The 21959-nt window shown below is 47.2% G+C and carries 14 protein-coding genes and 1 tRNA gene; 8 read left to right on the top strand and 7 right to left on the bottom strand.

Translation table 11 applies throughout. From position 1 onward, the window contains the following. Positions 1-57 precede the first annotated feature (57 nt). The 3 genes from clpP to G5S52_RS21730 all read right to left on the bottom strand — a co-directional run bounded on the left by clpP (position 58) and on the right by G5S52_RS21730 (position 2847). Positions 58-681, bottom strand: coding sequence for an ATP-dependent Clp endopeptidase proteolytic subunit ClpP (gene clpP, locus G5S52_RS21740; protein ID WP_002535561.1), 624 nt, complete (start codon positions 679-681; stop codon positions 58-60). A 107-nt stretch (positions 682-788) separates the two neighbouring features. Continuing rightward, entirely contained in the window at positions 789-2090 is a 1302-nt protein-coding gene (gene tig / locus G5S52_RS21735) for a trigger factor (RefSeq protein ID WP_165018448.1), read from the bottom strand. A gap of 680 nt (positions 2091-2770) precedes the next feature. Beyond that, a tRNA-Arg gene (locus G5S52_RS21730) sits at positions 2771-2847 on the bottom strand. Positions 2848-3155: 308 nt separating this feature from the next. On the opposite strand from G5S52_RS21730, the gene G5S52_RS21725 reads away from it, so the two are divergent. The 8 genes from G5S52_RS21725 to wecA all read left to right on the top strand — a co-directional run bounded on the left by G5S52_RS21725 (position 3156) and on the right by wecA (position 17629). After that, positions 3156-3653, top strand: a complete 498-nt coding sequence (locus G5S52_RS21725) for an MgtC/SapB family protein (protein ID WP_165018446.1) — start codon at positions 3156-3158, stop codon at positions 3651-3653. A gap of 181 nt (positions 3654-3834) precedes the next feature. Then, positions 3835-5022 carry an MFS transporter gene (locus tag G5S52_RS21720; RefSeq protein WP_165018444.1) on the top strand — a complete coding sequence of 396 codons (1188 nt, stop codon included), beginning with the start codon at positions 3835-3837 and terminating at the stop codon, positions 5020-5022. 548 nt (positions 5023-5570) lie between these two features. Further along, positions 5571-6281 carry a trypsin-like peptidase domain-containing protein gene (locus G5S52_RS21715; RefSeq protein WP_165018442.1) on the top strand — a complete coding sequence of 237 codons (711 nt, stop codon included), beginning with the start codon at positions 5571-5573 and terminating at the stop codon, positions 6279-6281. 138 nt (positions 6282-6419) lie between these two features. Then, the gene (gene folD / locus G5S52_RS21710; RefSeq protein WP_002535569.1) at positions 6420-7274 is read left to right on the top strand and encodes a bifunctional methylenetetrahydrofolate dehydrogenase/methenyltetrahydrofolate cyclohydrolase FolD; all 855 of its coding nucleotides are present in this window, start codon (positions 6420-6422) and stop codon (positions 7272-7274) included. 220 nt (positions 7275-7494) lie between these two features. After that, a complete protein-coding gene (locus G5S52_RS21705; RefSeq protein WP_165018440.1) occupies positions 7495-11622 on the top strand; it encodes a PKD domain-containing protein in 4128 nt (1375 codons plus the stop codon). 22 nt (positions 11623-11644) lie between these two features. After that, positions 11645-13705, top strand: a complete 2061-nt coding sequence (locus G5S52_RS21700) for a hypothetical protein (RefSeq protein WP_165018438.1) — start codon at positions 11645-11647, stop codon at positions 13703-13705. 121 nt (positions 13706-13826) lie between these two features. Beyond that, positions 13827-16325: a S8 family serine peptidase gene (locus G5S52_RS21695; RefSeq protein ID WP_165018436.1), complete on the top strand. Its 2499-nt coding sequence runs from the start codon at positions 13827-13829 to the stop codon at positions 16323-16325. Between the two features lie 224 nt (positions 16326-16549). Next, positions 16550-17629: a UDP-N-acetylglucosamine--undecaprenyl-phosphate N-acetylglucosaminephosphotransferase gene (gene wecA, locus G5S52_RS21690; protein ID WP_165018434.1), complete on the top strand. Its 1080-nt coding sequence runs from the start codon at positions 16550-16552 to the stop codon at positions 17627-17629. A gap of 169 nt (positions 17630-17798) precedes the next feature. Here wecA and G5S52_RS21685 read toward each other — a convergent pair whose 3' ends face one another. From G5S52_RS21685 to G5S52_RS21670, 4 genes are all read right to left on the bottom strand, one after another. After that, positions 17799-18092 carry a hypothetical protein gene (locus G5S52_RS21685; RefSeq protein WP_165018432.1) on the bottom strand — a complete coding sequence of 98 codons (294 nt, stop codon included), beginning with the start codon at positions 18090-18092 and terminating at the stop codon, positions 17799-17801. A gap of 1165 nt (positions 18093-19257) precedes the next feature. Further along, positions 19258-19752 carry a DUF1353 domain-containing protein gene (locus G5S52_RS21680; RefSeq protein ID WP_205744024.1) on the bottom strand — a complete coding sequence of 165 codons (495 nt, stop codon included), beginning with the start codon at positions 19750-19752 and terminating at the stop codon, positions 19258-19260. Then, complete coding sequence (locus G5S52_RS21675; protein WP_165018430.1) at positions 19749-20801, bottom strand: hypothetical protein; 1053 nt, start codon at positions 20799-20801, stop codon at positions 19749-19751. Before G5S52_RS21675 ends, G5S52_RS21680 begins: the two co-directional genes overlap by 4 nt. A 139-nt stretch (positions 20802-20940) precedes the next feature. Further along, positions 20941-21837 carry a hypothetical protein gene (locus tag G5S52_RS21670; protein WP_165018428.1) on the bottom strand — a complete coding sequence of 299 codons (897 nt, stop codon included), beginning with the start codon at positions 21835-21837 and terminating at the stop codon, positions 20941-20943. Positions 21838-21959 lie beyond the last annotated feature (122 nt).

Raw genomic sequence — 21959 nt, 5'->3', positions numbered from 1 at the left:
GACTCAATTCCAGGACAGTTAGTGTTAAGTAAACCTAACCGTCTCAGAATTAATAAATTAATCGCGCTTATTCAGTACCGCGTCAACCAGACCATAGTCAGCCGCATCCTGTGCAGCCATAAAGTTGTCACGATCAGTGTCGCGTTCAATCACTTCCAGCGGTTGACCCGTGTGCTCAGCCAACAGAGTGTTGAGCTTTTGCTTGATGGTCAAAATTTCTTGCGCGTGGATTTGAATGTCAGACGCCTGACCTTGGAATCCGCCAAGTGGCTGGTGAATCATGACACGGGAATTTGGCAGACAGTAACGCTTACCTTTTGCGCCACCCGCCAACAGGAATGCCCCCATTGAGCAAGCCTGACCCATACATACCGTGCTCACGTCTGGTTTAATGTACTGCATCGTATCGTAAATAGACATACCTGCAGTCACCGAACCTCCCGGTGAGTTAATGTAGAGGAAGATATCTTTATCAGGATTTTCTGATTCCAGGAACAGCAGCTGCGCAACAACAAGGTTCGCCATATGATCTTCAACCTGACCCGTCAGGAAGATCACACGCTCTTTCAAAAGGCGGGAATAGATGTCATACGAACGTTCACCGCGGGAAGTTTGTTCAACCACCATCGGCACCAATGCATCCATGATAGAAGGCATTCCGTTTTTTTCTTGAAAGCTCATAGTGTTATATCCCTAAAATAAATGGCCCGGATGAAATTACTTCATACGGACCATTGTTATCAGAAGAGTGAATTCTAAGTCAATTGTCCACTCAACAATTCTAGCACTTATGCTTGAGCTGGGTTCATCAGCTCAGAGAAAGCTTGCTCTTTTTCAGAAACTTGTGCTTTACCCAGCAGTGCGTCGATTGCTTGTTCTTCAAGAGCAACGTTGCGCATGTTTTCCATCAGGCGCTGGTCTTTCTCGTAGTAAGCCACAACTTCTGATGGATCTTCGTATGCAGAAGCCATTTCTTCGATCAGTGCTTTCACGCGGTCTTCGTCAGCTTTCAGCTCTTCTGACTTGATCACTTCACCCAGAAGCAGACCAACCACTACGCGGCGTTTTGCTTGTTCTTCAAACAGTTCGCTTGGCAGTTCTGGTGCGTTTTCCATGTTGCCACCGAAACGCTGAACCGCTTGCTGACGCAGAACGTTAACTTCTTGGTCGATCAGTGCAGCAGGTACATCGATGTCGTTGTTAGCAACCAGACCATCGATCACTTGCTCTTTAATCTTGTTCTTAACCGCTTGCTTCAGTTCGCGTTCCATGTTTTTACGAACTTCTGCTTTCAGGCCGTCAACGCTGCCGTCTTCAACGCCGAAACGTGCAACGAACTCTTCAGTCAGTTCTGGCAGTTCTTGCGCTTCAACTTTGCTCAGTTTGATGTCGAACTTCGCTGCTTTACCTTTCAGGTTTTCAGCGTGGTAGTCTTCTGGGAAAGTCACGTCGATAGTGAACTCTTCACCCGCTTTCTTACCAACGATGCCGTCTTCGAAACCTGGGATCATGCGGCCTTGGCCCATAACCAGCGCGAAGCCTTCTGCTTTACCGCCTTCGAACTCTTCGCCGTCGATAGAGCCAGAGAAGTCCATCGTTACGCGGCTGCTTGCTTCAGCTGCTGCGTCAACTTCTGACCAAGAAGCCTGCTGCTTACGCAGAGTCTCGATCATTTCAGCAACGTCTTCTTCTTTAACGTCAGCCAGTGGCTTAACCACTTCTACTTTGTCCAGATCTTTCAGCGCGATTTCTGGGTAAACTTCGAAAGAAGCTTTGAATACCAGATCTTTGCCTTCTTCAGTGTCAACTGGAGTGAAAGTTGGCGCACCCGCTGGGTTGATTTTCTCTTTGATGATCGCTTCGATGAAATGACGCTGCATCACTTCACCCATCACGTCGTTACGTACAGCTTTACCGTACATACGTGAAACCATCTTCAAAGGCACTTTACCTTTACGGAAACCATCGAAACGACGATTTTTAGCAATATTGCGAAGCTCTGCAGTTACTGCGTCTTCGATGTTTGCTGCTGGAACGGTGATAGTCAGGTGGCGCTCTAGGCCTTCTGTGGTTTCAACGGTAACTTGCATTGTATTAATAACCTCAAAACTTACTCAGGGTCGCTGAGTGATGTTGCCCGGCTCCTGCCGGTAGCATCCTTTCGTGCTACAGCGAATCGTTCGCCATAGCGCCTGTGAATCTGGATACACAGCGCGTTTGCGCGGGTATCGATTAGCCTCAAAATACGAGGCATGATTTTTAAGACGCGCCATTATAGCGGCACCGCCCTGTCGAGTCGAGACGGGCTAGGTCCATCGTCATGTTTCTGTGAGATTGGGGCGAGAAAATGGATTTCAAGGGGGGAAGGAAAAAGAAAGGTCCTAGGGTCCTAGGGTCCTAGAAGACGATACTTATGAGGTTTTCATGTCAAGAGAGCATATTCATGTATTCACGCACTTGATGGAAAATCTGAGCAAAGAGGTCCTAGGTCCTAGGTCCTAGAGAAAGATAGAATTGGTATTTCAACTTTAAGATAAAAATGATGACCAAAACCGCTTAAATCAGACGCCCTACAGCTCTCAGCTCTGGCTTTTCCTAGGACCTAGTGACCTGCTCTTCCTAGGATCTTGTTTTCCTAGTACCTAGGACCTGCTCTTCCCTAGGATCTTCTTTTCCTAGGATCTTCTTTTCAATCAACGTCGAGAATCTGCAGTGAGAAGCGTTCGGGAAAAAATTGCGATGAGAATATGTACGAGGAAGAAGTAGAAAGTGGCACGCCCTACAGGATTCGAACCTGTGACCCACGGCTTAGAAGGCCGTTGCTCTATCCAACTGAGTTAAGGGCGCACTTCATTCACACAGTGTGTGAACGCAGGGCAGGATTATAAAGGCACGAGTTTCTTCGTCAACGCTTTTCCTTGTGCTTTGCTGTTAAATGCCTAAGAAACAAACATAGTTGTTATCCTAACGCGAAAAATCCCCTCCATTTCATCCTCTGTTTCTATTGGCAAACAACATCTGTTCTGACGATAAAATGATTTCATCGTGCTCCCTATTGTTCTTTTTCTCGCTAAGGCGGATATTTCTGCGCCACAAATACCCCACGGTCTGCAGACCCGAGGGGTTAAATTTTTTCTAGCCCGGAAGTAAAGAGAATGAATGAGTTTTGGGATATCACCCCGTTTAGCTGGGAAGGCGTACTCACCTGTGCCGCCTGCGGATGGATTTTAGGCCTTGAACGCCAACTTCGCGGAAAGCCCGTGGGTATTCGCACAGCAATCCTCATTATTCTCGGTACCTACCTTTTTATGCGTCTGGCAACATCCCTTTCAGATAACTCGCTGGATCATGCGCGAGTACTCGGTCAGATAGTTACAGGTGTTGGTTTTCTGGGTGCAGGCGTCATGATGGCGCGTGATGGTCAAATACAAGGGATGACCTCTGCAGCCGTCGTTTGGTTGATGGCGGGCCTTGGTATGGTGATCGCTTTTGACTACGGACGTCAGGCACTGCTTCTTTGTGCGTTTGTACTTTTTGTTCTTGTTGGTCTGGATAAAGTTGAAACGACGTTTTCTTCCCTAACAAAAGGCGTGCATAAACGTTGGGAGAAAAAGCGGAAAAAGACCGGAAAACATGCAGATATCATCGACTAGTAAGCGGTCATTCTGCACAACCATTACCATCAAAAGATTTTATCGTCACCACAAAATTATCTCTCTTTACGTTTGTGGGTGGCGAAATAATAATCGCGCCTGAACGCACCATTCTCTGCGTTAAAACCTGCACTTCCTGTGCAGGTTTTTTAATTTCAATTCAGACAATTAAGGAAAAACATTGCAACAGAACCCTGTTATGCAGGCTGATCGCAACAGCCCTCTTGTGCCTGTTCTTAGCCTAAGCCTTTTTGCCGTTGCGTCAGGTTTCCTGATGAGCCTCATCCCGCTTGCGCTTGACGCACGTGGCATGTCGGTGAATCTTGCCTCCTGGCTCGCGAGCGTGTTTTACGCAGGCCTGCTTGGCGGTGCGTTGATCAGTGCACGCATCGTTGGCAAGTTTGGCCATCGCAGTGCGTTAATTGCGTTTTTGCTTATCGTTGTCAGTACCGTGGGTTTAATGGCATTTAGCGCCTCACCGGCTGCATGGCTGTTTGCACGTTTTGTTGCAGGCATCGCAGTTGCCGGCGTGTTCGTTGTGATCGAATCCTGGCTACTGATGGCAGACACAGAAAAAGCCCGCGCCAAACGTCTGGGCCTTTACATGGCATCGCTTTATGGTGGCTCTGCATTGGGTCAGTTAGGTATTGGCATGTTCGGTACTGAAGGCGCCATGCCACTGATTGTCGTCGCCAGCCTATTCTCAGCTGCAATTTTGCCACCACTGGTGTTCAAAAGGGGTCGCCCGAAAGCGGTAGGCCACGCGAGCATCAAAGTCAGCGAGATGAAAACCCTGCCAGCAGCGGCCTACATTGGCTGTATTGTGTCTGGTCTGGTGCTGGGGTCAATATACGGCCTATTGCCGCTGGAACTCGAAAGCAGTTACAGCCACGACCAGGTCGGCGCATTGATGGCTATCGTGATCCTTGGTGGCATGGTGGTGCAACCGCTGGTGAGCTGGTTGAACTCACGCATGGAGAAAGCTTTACTGATGGCGCTGTTCTGCTTCCTCGGTTTGCTTTCCATTGCGATGATTGAAATCGCTACCGTATCAGCAGGCGTGATGGCGGGCATGTTCCTGCTGGGAGCATCTGCGTTTGCACTATACCCTGTTGCTATTACACTAGCTTGCCGCAACGTGGATGAATCAAAAATCGTAGCAGCTGCAGAGTTGATGTTACTGAGCTATAGCGTAGGTTCCGTGATCGGCCCTGTCCTGGCAGGTGAGGCGATGTCGATGAAGGGCGGCTTAATGTTCTACTTCGTGGTCTGCTTCGCAGCGACTCTGCTTTACATGCTCGGTTCAACCAAGCGCAACCGCTCAACCGGCACTGACGGTGTTGACGAAGCGGTATCGGTAGACATTTGATTCAAAAAGTAATTTAAGCAAGGTGCTCATTGTTAGCGCCTTGCCTTTCTTCCCTCTCTTGGCCTTTTTGCTCCACATCCTTCTCACTGCAAAATTTTCTATACAAAAAGCCCCAAAAACACATTTAAGGTATGTAGTGCGTCTAAATACCGCCGTATTTTTTTGACGCGAGTCACATCGAAACACCCCTTAACGCTAACGCACTCATTTATTGACAAAATACTTTATTAGTAATGTTAAATATCTTCCGGTACATCATACAGTTAGTGGAATTTCGACCAAATAAGCAGGCAGTTGACACCGTGTTTTAACAGAAGTCCAAGGCATCTCATTGAAAAAAGAACAGACGACGGTATAAAACTGTCACAGATCCAACTTTTTGGCTATCACCATAAAAGAAATGCGGCTATGTAACTATATATATCAATAGCTTAATAGTTTTAATGACGAAATAATCAATAGCATTTTGTACATCATTTAAACACTTCCTACGCTCAAATTGTGGGTCTAGAAATTGAGACTCACATCACAGCGTAGGAGGTATCGGCATGTTCCAAGCATTACCGAAAGTGATAGTCAGTGTGTTTCTTTTATTTAGCCTGCAAGGCTGTATCTTGATCAACGGGCCTTTGGATTATGCAGATACTTCCAACGAGCACGATGTAAATTATCTCGCCATAGGCATCCCCTTCGTACTCGGAGGACATGGCACCAGCGTTCCCCTCACTCCGGAAATCAGCTTGACTGCAAAGCATGTCGCCAAACTTGATTACAGTGAAGTGATTGCATATCACCCGGATTGCGACGTTGCCCTTATCAAAGAAGACAATACTGACAAACGCTTAGCCTCCTTGGGTACTGTTCAAACAGATGGCAGCATCACTACCGTCGGCATGGGGCTTACTGGTAAAGTGCTGCTCGGTAAAGGTAAGTACTATCGTGACGTCAATTTTGTCGACAGCACTTTATTTGCAAGATGCCCGGCAAGCATTACTGATGCGCCCATTCAGTCCGGCATGAGCGGCGGCGGCGCGTTCAACGATAACGGTGAACTGGTAGGGATCATTTCAGGTATGTCCAGCTCCGGTTTCCGCATGCTTGATGGCAGCACCCTTGGCAACGAACGAACCAGTGTGTTTGTTTCAACACTTTACGTCAGGGGTTGGCTTATCGAGTCTATCGAAACCTACTATGGCGACTCTATCGACAATCTCACCGCCGGCACACCAAGTTTTTCAGCTGCCTATCTCAGTGAATAACCGCTCTAATTCCAGACAAAGCGCCTTCGGGCGCTTTTTAATACACTATTGACGCAAACGTTTGCCCTATAGCCATGTCACACTTTTTTTGTCAAAATAGCGCCACTTTCCCGTCTATCTCTTTGCCAAAGGAAAAACATGGCCGCTCAAATCATTGATGGAAAACTTATCTCTCAAACTGTTCGCCAGGAAGTTGCTGCACGTGTCGAAGCCCGAAAAGCAGCAGGCCTCAGAGCGCCGGGCCTGGCCGTGGTGTTGGTGGGTGATGACCCAGCTTCCCAAGTTTACGTTGGCAGCAAACGTCGCGTGTGTGAAGAAGTGGGTTTTGTCTCTAAATCCTACGACTTACCATCAACCACCAGCGAAGCAGAACTGCTTGGTTTGATTGATGATTTGAATGCCGATCCAGAAATTGACGGCATTCTGGTGCAATTGCCGCTTCCTGCACAAATGGACCCGACTAATGTGCTTGAGCGCATCCACCCTGAGAAAGACGTAGACGGCTTTCACCCTTACAATGTTGGTCGCTTGTGCCAGCGCATGCCGAAACTGCGCTCATGCACACCGAAAGGCATCATCACATTGCTTGAGCGCTACAACGTGCCTCTGCGGGGTAAACATGCTGTTGTTGTCGGCGCTTCAAACATTGTTGGCCGTCCAATGACGATGGAACTGTTACTGGCTGGCTGCACCACCACCACGTGTCACCGCTTTACCAAAGATTTGGAAGGTCATGTTCGCCAAGCAGATCTTTTGGTTGTTGCTGTCGGCAAACCCAACTTCATTCCCGGTGATTGGATTAAGCCTGGCGCAGTGGTCATTGATGTGGGTATCAACCGACTAGAAGATGGCAAACTGGTGGGTGACGTGGAATATGGCGTGGCTGCTGAGAAAGCCAGTCATATCACGCCAGTACCCGGCGGTGTTGGCCCAATGACAGTGGCAACGCTAATTGAGAATACCCTGCTGGCTTGCGAGCAATACCATTCATAACCAGCGCAAATATTTGGCTGCAGATCGCATTCTGCAGCCAAATACTCAAAAAATCCCCGCTACATTTTTATCCAAATTTCCAAATTTCTTTTGAGTAACCCAACCAGACTAATTACACATTTGAAGTGTCTCGCACATGAGACATTGTAAATAAATTATTAATTACATTAGAGCTTTAAGTTGAAAATAATAAGCCGATTTTATCCAAGGAATCGGACATATGCTCAAAACGAAACCCTCGATCCTGGCCATTGCATTGGCTTCGATACTCGTCGGTTGTGGCGGCTCGGGAGATGACTCGCCCAACACTTCCACACCAAATGTTGAAACCCCGGAAACGGGCACCCCAGATACCGGTAATCCCTCACCTCAGGCTACTTTACTCCAAGCAGTATCTGGCACCCTGACTACCCCAGATTATCAAGCTATCCCTAACGCTGATGTAAGCATTAGCATCGTCGACAAAGCGGGAACCCCCCTATTTCTGCAATCGTCAACAACAGATTCAGACGGTGTTTTTGAAGCACAGTTGCCAACATTTGAGAATGCCAGCAGCGCCACATCAGTAATCGTAAGCTACAACAAAGCTGGCTTCACGAGCGGTGAGAGATTATTCGCCATTGATGAAAGCTCTGTTGCCATTGCAGCAGACGCCATTATCTCCCCCGTTGTTGTTCAATCTTTCAAAAAGCAAGATCTACAGATTGTTGCAAGCAGCAGCGACAAACAAAGTGTCACCTTCTCGTTGGTCAAAGACGGTGACGGTCGCAAAGCAATTCGTGCAGGCACGCCGCTAGCGATGTCTGAAACTGAGTCAGATTTAAAAATTGACCTCCCAATTGAAGCTATCGGAGATGATGTCGAAGCACTGACAGTGGAAATGGCACACTTCGATTCAGCCGATATCACAGACATTCAATCCTTCCCAGGTGATTTTGTCGGATATGGTGAAACGGAAAACCAAGGTGTCGGCACCAACTTTTCTGTCGATAATTCACAGGAAGACCCTTATCGCCTCATTTCCACCACCTTTGCGCAAATCTCTATTACAGACCAAAATGGTGACTTATTACCAATCTCTGAAAGGCTAGCCGCCTCGGGAGATACCCCAACGGTGCAGGCATATGTTTCTCCTGAAGCCTATCGCACCATTACTGAAGACGTTGCGCTGGATATTGCCGGCATTCAAGTCCCTATCTACATCTATAGATACAGCAAATGGGAATTTGTTGGTAACGGTACATTGACCGATAGCCTAGGCGACCCGCTTGACGGACAACTCACTGGCACCCTGCCTGACTATCTGGCAAGCCTACCGGATTCGGTTTACGTGAGCATCCCAGTGACCAGCGCAAACGAGTGGGTTCAGTGGATAAACCTCGACTGGCCCGTTTTTGCAGAACCTACGCAAACTTGTGTAACCGGTAAACTCTCCTACGAACGCGGAGAAGCCTACACACGTGATGTAGCGTTAACACTGCCAGATGGTGGTACCCAATGGCTCTACGCTGATAACAACGGTAATGTTTCAGCAAGCTTCCAAGCCATCGAGGGCGACTCAGCAAACTACAACGTCTACGCCTACAACTATTTCACTCGGGCAGGTGAAAACTACCAGCCAAACGTTTCTACCACTGGCGAATGTGACGTCAACATTGATGTTTCTCATGAGCTGATGAACCCATTCCAATGCTCTATCACTGGTTCTATTGTAGAACCCGATGGCACAACACCAATCGCAAATACATGGATTCAGACAAGATCAGCTGGTACCCGACTCTACGCCGTATCCGACAAGAACGGTGAGTTTTCACTCTCTTCAAACTGTGAAGGAAACGTCACGCTGAGCTTGTTAGATCAAGTCGAAACCATCACTTTACCCGAGGGTTTACAGCCGGGCGATGTATACAATGGCATTACCATTGTAAGAGAAAACAGCGCGCCAAGAATCTCTGCATGGAAGTCTAGTTCAAACAGCTTGCGCGTTTCAGATGAAGGTAAATTTTCATACTACATCTCTGATGGTGATGGTGATGACTTCACCTACCAAATCACCTGCACGAATGCCTGCTCCATCACAGACAATGGTGGCGAATATAGTACTGTCAGATTTGCCGCTGAGGGCAAGCACACTGTGACCATCACCGCTGAAGATGAATATGGCAAAGCCGCATCTAAAGCGCTGGTTTTTGATGTTAAGCCGAACGGCAATGTTGCTCCTGAAATTGTAGGTTTTGATGTCAACGGCCAACGTTATGCTCCAGGCAATGCATTAAACGTCGTTGAAGGGGTAGACCTTGCCATTGATGTTGTTGCGATTGATATGCAAGGCGACAGCATTAATTATGCATGGGAAAACCTACCACAAGGTAACTGTGCTGAGGCTCGTTGCGAATACCCTTCAGTCGCGGCAGGCAATATCGAGCTATCGGTCACAGCAACGGATGACAACGCAACACCTAAGTCATCAGAAGCAAACCTGATTATTTCGGTTAACCCCAACCAGGCACCGGAAGTTCTGGTTTCACCGAGTTCCACAGAGGTACTGACGGCAAACGGATTCACACAAGAAGAATGGCGTATCCGAGCCATTGTGCGTGATGACCAAGATCCTTCACCAACTCTTACATGGGCATTTGTAAATAGCTCCGAGGCAGAAAGTGAAGCATTTACCATTCTCGACAGTCATCAAGCTGCCCTTGTAGAAGGGATGTCGATTGAGACTGGTGAATACACCGTTACCGTCACGGCAACCGATAACCTAGGTGAAACAACGCAAGTTCAAACGGTACTTGTCGTCACAGAAGATGAGCCACCTGTTGTCGAGCTACTTGCTTCAGATTTAGTTGTCGAAATGACTGACAAGGGAGAAGGCGCAAAGGATATTACCTTTGAAGCAACCTTCAGTGACGATCGTACCAGCGAAGACTCACTGGAAGTAAGTTGGTCAGCCACAAACAACCTACCACTGGAAATCTCTGAAGATGCTCAAACAGCCATACTTCGCAAAGAGAGCCTGATTGCAGGTGTAACTGACATCACTATCAGCGTCACGGATGCCCTTGGTCAAACCACATCCAAAACAGTCACTATAGATGTGATAGTCACCGAAGATGTCGCACCGGAAGTGTCTCTTTCTGCAAGCCACAGCGTTGTTGATATCGCAGAGTATGGCCAAGGCGCACATGATGTAGTGTTTACAGCTCAGTTCAGTGATGACATGACACCGACAGCAGATCTGACCGTCAATTGGACGACAGATAACGGTGTGCCTCTCGTTATCTCAGCAGACAAAACACAAGCCACAATAGTCGAAGGTTCTCTGGTCGCTGGAGAAACAAACGTCATCATCACTGTCACAGATGGCTACGACCAATCTACCGTGAAGCAGCAATCTCTGACCGTGAATGTCGCGGATGATGCTGCGCCAGAAGTCACTGTTTCGTCTAGCCACGCCACAGTGGAAATGGTTGAAAATGGTCAGGGGGCGCATGATGTTGTCTTCACAGCAACCTACTCTGATGACTTCACTCCCACAGCCGATCTGGTCGTTACTTGGTCAGCAAGTAATGGTGCAGTGCTGGCTGTCTCCTCAGACAAACAAACTGCAACCCTGAAAGCAGGTGACCTCACCGCAGGAAATACCACGGTAAGAGTGACTGTCGCTGACCAATATGGTCAATCAACCAGTGCTTCTCAGGTACTTGTCGTCTCTATCTCCGACGATGAAAACCCAACCATCTCAGTATCTGCTTCACACACCCATGTTTCCATGAGTGAAGAAGGCGGAGGTTCAACAGATGTTGTATTTACGGCCAGCGTATCAGATGACTACACCGAGGCATCTGAACTGTCTATCAATTGGACAGTTTCTAACGCTGCAGCCCTGCGCGTCAGTGAAGACGGTTTAACAGCGACCTTACTGGGTACCAGCCTGACCGAGGGCACCATTGTTGTCACTGCGACAGTCAGCGACGAGATGGGCCAGTCTTCTAGCGACAGTCAGTCACTGACCGTCGATATAGACAATCGACCTGTTATCACCGCCATGTCTGTCTCGCCATCGGAACAAAAAGTCCTCGCGGGTGAGAAAAACGGTCAGCCAATTACTATCACGGTTGCAGCGTCTGACGACAAAACAGACCTCCTCTCGTTCGGTTGGACATCCAACACCGGCATCACCATCACAGACATGGATAACACCGTAGTGTTCCCAGCCGGTTCATTGGGCGTGGGCACCTACAGCGTCACTGCATATATTGCGGATGAGCTAGGTCAGGAAGTTAGCCAGACAGTGAACTTCAGCATCACCGAACAAGACGGAAACATCGACATTGAAATCGAATAATTCTCAAAAGGACTTGAATATTATGAAGAAACTCAGACTGAACCCGCTTGCGGCTGTCATAATGGCATCGCTGGCATTGGCTGGCTGTAACTCTGAAGAACTGGCCTCAGTGAACGACACCACCGTTAACAATAGCTCTGAGCAAACTGAAAACAGTGGCTCAGAAAATGGCAGTGTAACGGAAGGTATAACTGGTGCGGCCTCTCTCTCCGTCGGCGTTAAATTTCCAAAACCGGAGGCTTCTCCAGCTTGGATTGGCGATTCAACGACAGTCGATGTTGAATTTTATGAAACCGGTATTGTTGGCAGTCAAGGCGATGCATGGAAAGTCAAGAAAGTCTATGAGGCCTGTAATCCAGACACTGACGGTGACAACCCGGCCCCTATCCCTGATGGCGAGATCAACTGCGGAAATGCGCATGAAGGTGCGCTAAAAGGTAATTTCGCCACCTCGGTTTCGCTGACGCCAGAGGCTTCCAACGCAACGATTAACCTGCTGCCAGGTAAATACAGAATTGAAGCTAAGTTCTACAACAGCCAGAGCCAATTGCAGGAAACCAGCGTCAGTTATGTCACACTGACTGCAGGCAATCACTCACTGAAATTGCGTGGTATTGAAGCGACCTGGACCGCGGATAAGCCACTAGCACTTAGCCTGTTAAACAACACAACGCAAGACTGGGATCCAACGGTAGAAGGGACACAGACTGCGGCTGAAACCATGGGCATTACTGGCAACATTGTTGGTGTGCATTTGCCATCAGCGTTGACCTACCCAGGTAGCACTAATTCGAATCAAAGTTTCTTCCAAGACCTGTTGGTCAACGCCGGTGTTCTTAATGAAAACAACCTGCGTCCAACGGATTATGCCACGGCCTTTCAGCCAATCCTGCGCGTAATGAAGGATGGTCAGGAAACCAATCTCTATCCGATTTATTTTTCTGAGCAAACACCCAAATTCGATGACTTTGGGAATGAGATCGGTGGCACCCACTTCTGGAAAAATAGTTCTTTAGCTCTCCTTTTCCAGGAATACACGGCAGCAGGTGCATATACAGGCCTTCTACTTGGAGACCGCTATATTGGGCTATCTGAAAGTGATTGGAACACAGACACATGGAGTGCCCGCTATGCAAACCTGGAAATGGGCCTGTTCAATGACAAAGTGGATGATGGCGAAGCGACAGGTCCAGTCTATACAATCAACCGTCTAGAAGACGTCATGGTCTGGGATGATACTCAGGGCGTGCCAATCGAAACGGTGCAGGTTGCCGAAATTAGCAGCTATCAGGGCGGTAGTGACTTCTGGAAACAAGCCTTTGTTGAGCTTAATGGCGTCAAAAACACCTTTGTCGATGGCAACACTGTTCAGGGGTATCTCATCGAATCCCTATCAAGTGAAGTTAGTGAATGGGACGTGAACATTGAACCTGCGATGTATCTGAGCGCGACACTCGAAAAAATTGCCGTCGCAGAGGGACTTAAAGCGTCTGCTGCAGAGGCAAATTGTACTGAGTTAGCATTTGGAGGCGTCAATCAGGCCTCTACACAATACCGTTGGGATGAGGAAAACCAGCGCTGGGTTGCAGGTATGGTGAACTATGGTTACCAAAACCGCGTGCAGAATGTGCTGGAACCCATTCGTTATGCAATTGAGTGGCGCGAGGACGATATTGCGCGTCACTTAGACGATGCAATTTTATTTCCTGAATCAGAAGAGTACCACCTAGCACTAGCAGACAAGCGCCGGGGAGAAATTGATTCGATCAATACACTAACGCCAGAGTTTTTCGATTCGATTGACTTAAACAAAGATGGCACTGCAACACTATTTGAGGACGGTGTATTTTCTCTCAATGGTGAAAACTACAATAACTGTTTTTTCAACGAAACGTATTCGTGGGACGAAGTGAATGGCGATCAATATACATTCAGTGTTGATTGTGACAATCCTGATGTAAGTACCTTCACTTCTGGCAGCACCTGGGAAGCAACAGGCAAGATGTGTATCCAACCCTTTACGCTTCGCGCCTCTCAGTTGAACGTGGAGTACGAAACTGACGGTGACATCGTCATCGAATAATGTTCCGAAATAAAAGGCGGCCTTAGGCCGCCTTTTTGTCATCATCACACAGCAGAATCGTCGTATGCCTTCAATATTCTCGAAAATTACCCGGGCCTTATATTTTATCGTCTTGATGCTTATGTCAGGTGCGGCTTCTTCCAATGACTGGCTGGTAAGAGTTTCTCCCAGTTTTAATGCCCAGCCCCACCTCAACGCCGTTACTGTTTATTCTTTTTCAAATGGCGATCAGTTACTTGGCTTGGATGAAACCTCTTTTGAAAAAGCAGCTAAACAACTTTTTAGCGACGATGCCGTTATTTACTTTGAAAAAGCGCCCGAGATTATCAGTCGCAAAAAGCCCGTCGCACGCGCTTTTGTTAAATCTCAACAGCAAAACTTTCTCGAAAACGACGGGTTCAAAGAGTTAACACACAGCCAGAGACAATGCGATATGGCAACCATCGCCATACTAGACTCTGGCGTTGACATTGCGCACCCCGCATTTAACCAAGTTAACTTTCCAGATGCGCTCGATACGATTACCGACACTCACACCAGCGACGACCCTTATGGACATGGCACTCATGTCGCCGGGCTCATTGCCGCTCAGGCAACACAAACATTTCCTGAACTTCAGGGGGCATGCACATCAGCAACCGTTTACCCGATCCGTTTTTTAGACCGTTTTGGCGGTGGCACACTGAAAAATGCCATACAAGGCATCCAGTGGGCTATTGATAACAATGCCAAAATCATCAACCACTCTTGGGCAATAGGCTCAGAAAACCAAGCGCTGTTAGACGTCCTGACTGATGCAAATCAGCGTGGCATTGTGCAAGTTGCTGCGGCGGCGAACGCAGGCAGAGACCTTGCCAACTCACCCTACTATCCTGCCGCGTATTCTCAACGCCTCGGAGGCCTTATCAGCGTGGCGAACTGGGACAATCAAACGGGCAATCTCTATACCCTCAGCAATTATGGAGCAAGCAGCGTCGATATCGCCGCGTCTGGCACCGACTTACTGAGTTCACTGCCAAACAATGATTCGGGAACAAAAACCGGCACATCCATGGCCACTCCACTGGTTTCAGCCACTGCAGCCATGATATTGCAACAGCATCCATCTCTGTCTGCCGAAGAAGTTAAAGCACAGATTATTCAAAATGTCGCCCATGAAGCCACGCTTCAACAACGCGTTATTTCCGGCGGTCGGTTAAAGGCCAAAGCCGCGGTTACCGCTACACCCAATGAGGCTTTTTTGCATCACAGTGACACCCACGAAAACCAACTGTCCGTCTATGGTGTCAACTTGCATCAAATCAATGACTGGCAATATGTCACTGCAACCTCCCCTTCAATCAATACCCCAATCCTTCCTGAATCAGTCAGTAAGGAAAGCGTGACTTTCCTTGATTTCTCTATGCCTGTGGGTTGGATAGAAGCCACAACAGCTTCCGGGAAAAGGCTTAGCTTGCTGGTTAAACCTGAGTTACCAGCCCCCGCAGAACTCGAATTATTGAATAATAATCAAGACCATATCGTTACTTGGCGTGGCACCCAGTTTGCCGAGACTTATGAAGTTGAGTGGCGCATGCCGGGCAAGCCATACGCAGAGAAAGCTATCGTCAAAGCGCCTGCTAATCAGTTTCTATTACCGGTTGAATCATCACCGGCGGCGATAAGAATTCGGGCGCTTTACACTTATTCGACAGACAAAGAACACCTCTCCGTCATCGACGGTCAACAAGCCTCAACGTTCATGGAAATCACGCTCGCTCAAGAGCAGGAAGATAACCTGATCGATTTCGGCATCGTTCCTCAAGGTATTCATATTGAATTCGCGCTCACCCAGTTAGGGTTCCCGCAAGATGCCGACCCCTATCTGACCCCATCGAATAGCTCACAAATCGTCAGTGCTATAGAAAACGGGTTAATGCTGCTGAACACCGAAACCGTTGGACCACTAACGAGCATCCTGGAAATAGCAGATCAGCAAGGCGCAGCGATTTGGCAATTACGCGGACAGGTGGAATCGTCACAACACTGGCAGTTAGGGCTAGATACCGGTGACTATGTCAGCATAGACCCGACGGGCGCAGCGCTCGATGTCGCCTTTAAGCAGGGAGGAAACTACCGACTTGTCCTGTCTACCAAACCCAAGGAGAGTGTCATTTTATCACTGACACAAGCGGCGCAAACACCCCAGGAAATAAGGAGCGTGACGTTCGATGGAAAGGCACTGGACGAATCAAACATCACAGTGAACGGAAAGACAACATCACTTCTGCTTTCCAACGACTCAGAAAAAGAAACGGTATCAGTCTCGTTCACCGTTGGAGCGCCATCCGACTCTCAGACTACCCCAGCATCCAGTGACAGTCGCTGTTTTCTGGCCACAATGGCATTCAGCCAAAGCCCGCTGATACTTGATCATCTGCGATTTGTCCGCGACTACGTCATCAAGCCCTTGCCGTATGGAGATACCATCGTCGACGCCTACTACCAGCACTCACCATTCTGGGTGGTGGAACTTCAGGGCAACCCTTGGGCGATTCTAGCGATACAAGTCAGCATTCTGCTCTCACTGTATCTGTTACCCGGTTTCTTTGTGGTGCGGTTTATCAAACGCACGATTTAACAATCCACTTATTTAACCAATGTCCGCATGGCAGCGTCGGGATTTCACCCAACGCTGTCATTTTTATGACACCATGATCGCATAAATGAGACACATTTCTTCATGTAAGTACTCAGTTCCATAGAATATCGCCAGCCTGTACTGATTAAAAAACACACAAAAACAGGCTGCAAAAGCAACGTCAATTTCGCTTTCGAAAAAATGGCTAATATTCAGGAGCTATCATGCTTATCATTACCACGATGATCTTCGGATTGTCGTTCCTATCCTTGTATGTGTTGCGAATACTCGCGTTCCGCATTGGTCTGTTGGATACCCCCTCAACCAGAAAGCTACATCAAGGTGCCATTCCGCTTGTTGGCGGCCTATCACTCTATGTCTGTTTACTCGTCTACTTATTATTACTATCTCATTCAATGGACGCCACTGCAGTCGTCTACCTGATATCCATCAGTGTGCTGACCTTCATTGGAGCATTGGATGACAAGTTTGATGTCAGCTATAAACTCCGCTTCTTCATCCAAATCGCTCTTGCAGTCGTGATGATCAGCAGCGTGGATGTCGCGTTAGTTTACATAGGAGATATATTCGCGTTGGGTGACGTTGAATTAGGGATATTTGGTTATCCGCTGACGATATTAGCGGTAGTGGGTGCAATCAATGCTTTTAACATGGTTGATGGTATTGATGGCCTTCTTGGTGGGATCTCCGTGGTCACATTCGGCGCTTTAGGTTACTTATTCATGAATGCAGGCATTACCGAGTTAGCGGCTATCTGCCTCGTCATCATTACCTCACTGATCCCCTACATTTTGATGAATTTGGGCATTATCGGCAAACAACGAAAAGTCTTCATGGGCGATGCTGGCTCCATGCTCATCGGATTTACCGTCGTATGGCTCTTGATTAAAGCATCACAACCCGGGTTTGAACCTGTCATGCGCCCAGTCACCGCACTGTGGATAATCGCACTTCCTCTGATGGATATGGCGGCGATTATGATCCGACGGATAAAACGCGGAGACTCTCCCTTCAAACCTGACCGTGAACATCTCCATCATATCTGCCAGCGCGCCGGCCTTAATCCGTTTCAGACATTACTGGCAATCTGTACCGTTGCAGCATCCATGGTCGGCTTCGGCATCATTGGTGAAAATATGGCGATTCCAGAGTGGATAATGTTTGGGCTATTTATCGCAACGTTTGGTGCGTATTACCTTTCACTGGCTTATGTGTGGCGAATCCTGACGTTCATCCGCCGTCTCTTCAATAAAGAAGAGTTACCCACACAAAGCGAAGCCTGAATCGACGAAAATTTTCCAAATAAGGTGCTGACGGCTAGTCAGCGCCAAACCTCTCCGTGAATGCACCGCCTTTATCGTCCCTTAAGGCCTCATCCCATAATCAAACTCAGGATGAACACTGTGTACACAATTCACCTAAACTTCATCACATCAACAACAGGACAATAGCCTAAGGTGTTTCGACAGCCTGGCTGACTTTTCGACGTTCACGAGCATAGCAACAGCCAATAACAACCAATACGCCTGCGATATTCGTGATGGCATCCAAAACACTTCCCTCTCGGCCAACCAACCACCAACCTTGAACTACCTCAGATAATACACCTACACAGATCAAAAGCAGCCACAGGTAGCCCCGAAAGCGGAAAGGCAGCATCATCCAAGCCGCAAGGCTGAACAGAAGAAGGTGCGCCACCAAGTCACCATGCCCCCAAAGATAGGCCGTACTATCAATCGACAACACATTGAAGCCCACCGGGGTGAAGAGTGATGAAAGAAGCAGAAATAACATCAAAAAAGAGGAGATATAAAAGGGTTTAGTCAATATAGAGGAAGGTTTCACTCGCTTTGCTCGGTTACATTGTCATCTTAGCTGATAGCGTCTCAAAAAATAGGCACACAAGCAATCCAACGAGCATGTTTAAGACACTCAGCGCGGGAAACAAGAAAGACAAAGCCTCCATATCCAAGGACCCACAAAATGTGCAAGACTATTTTTCGTTGAGTATGTCGCTCTCACGAATAAAAGACTTCTCCATACACGCCAGGCAGGAAACGTAGATTTGCTGTCTTCTAAAAATATGCCTTTGCAGCAAGTTTCTCTTTAGGCGGGTAAACTGAATTTTTTCGCCACAACGTGGGCATTGAAAAAGTGGCACTTCCAACAACTTATCCTCTTTAAAACGCACCGGCTTGATTGAAAAGCAACCATATACAAGTCAAATTATTGACTCAACACATAACAGTAGATCTGACTAGGCAAAGGAATTGGAGTCGCGGGAAATCATGTAATTGCGTAAATGACCTCCCTGTCATTTACATGATCGAGTTATATCTTCCCAAGGCAGTTATCTAATGATGGGTTAGTTGTAGCTCCAAGAAATACAATTTTTTTGCAACTGTAGCATTTCGCTTTTTGCTCATGGCGATGTGACACATTTTTTTCCCACCATGTTCGCTTTTGTCGGGTGAACCCGGCTTTTTCATGACAACTCGGACAACATGTATTAGAAAAAATAAGCATTGGGCTCCACTCTTAATCAATTTCGCGAAAAAATAAACCAATACTACAAAGCTCGCAAGACAATTCATAAAAATAGTCACCACGCAAGGAATTAATCACATAGCGTGATAATCATTCCAAATATACCCTTGAGCATGTATAAGCCTTAGATGGTACCTGTCTATTTTTTTTAACAAACAAACCGACCAACTCGTCTTGTCGTTTCATGATTGACTTTTTATCAACACCATAGAACCAAAGCGTCTTATAAGACACTTATATAATGCTGACATTAATTATCACAGGGTGGATAAGTGTGCACAGGGGGAAAAATATCATCGCTCAATGCGATTAATTGGCGATGATATCGTGATGCTTGCCTGACTTGGTAAACCACCGGCAAATACTATTCAGGAAAAATATCTTCAGCATTTCTCTCGCGGTTTTGTCGCCACGCTCTTCCACCACCGAGCTTGAGAGCAACAAGCGCCAGGAAACTGATCACTTTCGTTCCATTCACGTGCAGGCTCACCTCACGAAAAAGGTCATCCCAGGGGCCACGTTCTTCACAGCGCCACGCTTTTTTGTATCCCGTCGGTGAAGAGGTATCTACCTCCCACAAATACATATAGCGATAACCAAAATCATGAAGTAAGCCCGGGATTAAAAGGAGTCCTGTCGGCGACAGAATAAACCATAGCGGTTTGGGAATAGAGGCACCATCAAAGACAAAGCCTTTAGGAACCACATACCGGTGCCCTTTATATTCATAGGCCCAGTTTTCAACCAGTTTCCATTGGCGCACAAACGTCACCCAGCGCCAGAGTTGAATATGAAATGGCTGGTCTTTGGTTTTGATAGGTAACGGAGCAATCACTGGCATCTCTAATGGCTTTTTCATTGACCCGTCTCCTTACCGAGGATCTCGTTAGCTTTGATTTGCCAAGCTTTCACTTCGCTTTGCTTATCTTCAAACGCTTTGAGTAAGTCCACAGTAATGAAGTAACCCACATCTCCATCGCGCACCGTGGCACCAAAGGAGTAACTGTTCTTCACATGAAGCATCAAGCCATGGCCAATATCATCCACACCGGCCCGGTCGGAATAAGTACTCACCAGCGAAGCCCCACAGGCGAAATCCGCCCCGAAGCAGCTTTGCCAAGCATTAATACCCAGCCATTCTACCGCCAGCGCGGCTTCAAACTGACTGCCGTCGTTGGCATCACCAACGTACTCCATCAACACACTGGGATGGGCCAGAAACAGTTGATACTTTGGCGGCAATACAAAATTCTGAGAGCTTAATTCATCACTGTAGAACCAAGCCGTGAATGGTCGGTCTATAAGTGTCTGCGAGCGACCTTCATCAAAATACCGGTTCCACTGTTTGCCGTATTCAATAGCAAGATCCGACACTACTTGGGCGTTGCGTTGAAACGCAATATCCCTGTAGGTATTAATGGCATCGACCCACCCCATCAAATAAGCGCGACATCCTTTATGCTTCACCGCATCCAGGTTTAATGTCACTTTGCCACTTTCAACATCAACGTAAATTTCATCTGGGTTTTCACTCAGAAAAGCAGACTTTCGGTAATACAGCCCAACAAGGCTATTCACATTTTCAGGTTCCCCCCCTGCCAGCCATTGCTCAGAAAGGAAAGTGTTGCGTTCCAACTCTTCTACAAGAGAAAGTGCGGTTTTTCCGTCATCAAATTGCACCAGTGTGTCAATATCTGATGCGCTGGATTTCACTTCATTAATCCAAAGCACCGCTTTTGTTTCACGGGTGGTTTTCGGCCCTTCAACCAGCGCTTTGCCGAAGTTTTGGGAAAGTTGAGTGAGCTTTTTAAAGCTCACGTTTTTCTCGCCCTGGGGACATTCATTAGCCTGAGAAGAGAAAGCACTCAGTAAACAAAACATCGCAATGACTACATGAAAAAGTTTCATCTTGGCGCCTCCTATCACTCAGTGAAAAAGTCTTTGTAAGTCTTGAGTAGGTCAAAGAGGTCCCTCAGATTTTCAACAGAGTGACCATCTTTTTCCGGAAGTGCACCCAACTTAGGTTTTATCTTCCCGTTCACCGCAATCAACTCCTCGACATCAATAGGAAAGCCTTCTTCGGGCATGATTCGGTACAGAAATTGAGCTGAGACTGTGGGATTTTCAGGTACTCCTCCAACGCATGGGGGTTTTTCGTTGAAAAAAGTTGCTTTGTTCTAAGCGAATGAAAGTTTTTCTCTAAAGTGAGCGGATCAACCCAGTTTTTGTCAACGTCAGGGTTAAAAGGTAAAAACCACGTTAACGGGTCGAACTTATTAAAAACATTGTAATAGTCTGTCACACAACCTGCATCACCTCGACTGGGTTTCACAATGGTTGAAAAAGGGTCAATTCCTGTTTTTAACAATGTTTCGTTCACTTTGAAAAATAGATAGCTGGCATTCGAAATCATCCATAGCGAATCTATTTTATTTCGGGGTGGGATTTTGGCGCCGGTGTCTCCATAGGTTTTAGCCAGCATATCGTGCATAGCGATAGTGCCTAAAGAGTGTGCCATCACATGAAGTCGCCGTCCCGACGTCCGATGCACCAATACCTTGGCAAACTCCGCAGCAAGATGCGTTCTGACTTTTTCTCCGTGTAAACCAGCATACAGAATCACATCCAATATGTGGGTATTGAAGAAAATGTCTTTGCCGACATTGCTTTCAAAATTCACAATTTCAGCAATGAACTTATTAGGAAGTTGCCCTTTAAAATAGTTACCTATGCTTTTGGCACTTGCTTCAATCCGTTTCCTTTCTTCATCAAAGATATGATTATATGCGATGGGAAATACATCCACATGGTCTTCAAAATTAATATGCTCAGTTGATTTATATCTTTTTAGTGTTGCATTGGCGGCGTCAATGACGGTTTTCTTTAATGAATCAGCGGTGTGTTCACCCATGCCATGAGTAATAACAAGAATAGATTTTCCCATTTTGACCTCGACAAGTTGCCATACAGCAAGACAGGCTATTAATGATTGTTCATCTAAACCTTACAGAGTGTATTGATTTTGATAATACACATCCCTACAAACTATCGAGCAACATCCAAACA

Source organism: Grimontia sedimenti (genome assembly GCF_011045095.1).
Lineage (GTDB): Bacteria > Pseudomonadota > Gammaproteobacteria > Enterobacterales > Vibrionaceae > Enterovibrio > Enterovibrio sedimenti.
The sequence above is the reverse complement of the archived record's forward strand: the minus strand, read 5'-3'. Positions and strand labels throughout refer to the sequence as shown.

What these genes read in the sequence shown, in the direction of transcription:
- clpP (WP_002535561.1), bottom strand. Translation starts at nt 681, where the DNA reads ATGAGCTTTCAAGAAAAAAACGGAATGCCTTCTATCATGGATGCATTG.
- tig (WP_165018448.1), bottom strand. Translation starts at nt 2,090, where the DNA reads ATGCAAGTTACCGTTGAAACCACAGAAGGCCTAGAGCGCCACCTGACT.
- G5S52_RS21725 (WP_165018446.1), top strand. Translation starts at nt 3,156, where the DNA reads ATGAATGAGTTTTGGGATATCACCCCGTTTAGCTGGGAAGGCGTACTC.
- G5S52_RS21715 (WP_165018442.1), top strand. Translation starts at nt 5,571, where the DNA reads ATGTTCCAAGCATTACCGAAAGTGATAGTCAGTGTGTTTCTTTTATTT.
- folD (WP_002535569.1), top strand. Translation starts at nt 6,420, where the DNA reads ATGGCCGCTCAAATCATTGATGGAAAACTTATCTCTCAAACTGTTCGC.
- G5S52_RS21705 (WP_165018440.1), top strand. Translation starts at nt 7,495, where the DNA reads ATGCTCAAAACGAAACCCTCGATCCTGGCCATTGCATTGGCTTCGATA.
- G5S52_RS21700 (WP_165018438.1), top strand. Translation starts at nt 11,645, where the DNA reads ATGAAGAAACTCAGACTGAACCCGCTTGCGGCTGTCATAATGGCATCG.
- G5S52_RS21695 (WP_165018436.1), top strand. Translation starts at nt 13,827, where the DNA reads ATGTCAGGTGCGGCTTCTTCCAATGACTGGCTGGTAAGAGTTTCTCCC.
- wecA (WP_165018434.1), top strand. Translation starts at nt 16,550, where the DNA reads ATGCTTATCATTACCACGATGATCTTCGGATTGTCGTTCCTATCCTTG.
- G5S52_RS21680 (WP_205744024.1), bottom strand. Translation starts at nt 19,752, where the DNA reads ATGAAAAAGCCATTAGAGATGCCAGTGATTGCTCCGTTACCTATCAAA.
- G5S52_RS21675 (WP_165018430.1), bottom strand. Translation starts at nt 20,801, where the DNA reads ATGAAACTTTTTCATGTAGTCATTGCGATGTTTTGTTTACTGAGTGCT.
- G5S52_RS21670 (WP_165018428.1), bottom strand. Translation starts at nt 21,837, where the DNA reads ATGGGAAAATCTATTCTTGTTATTACTCATGGCATGGGTGAACACACC.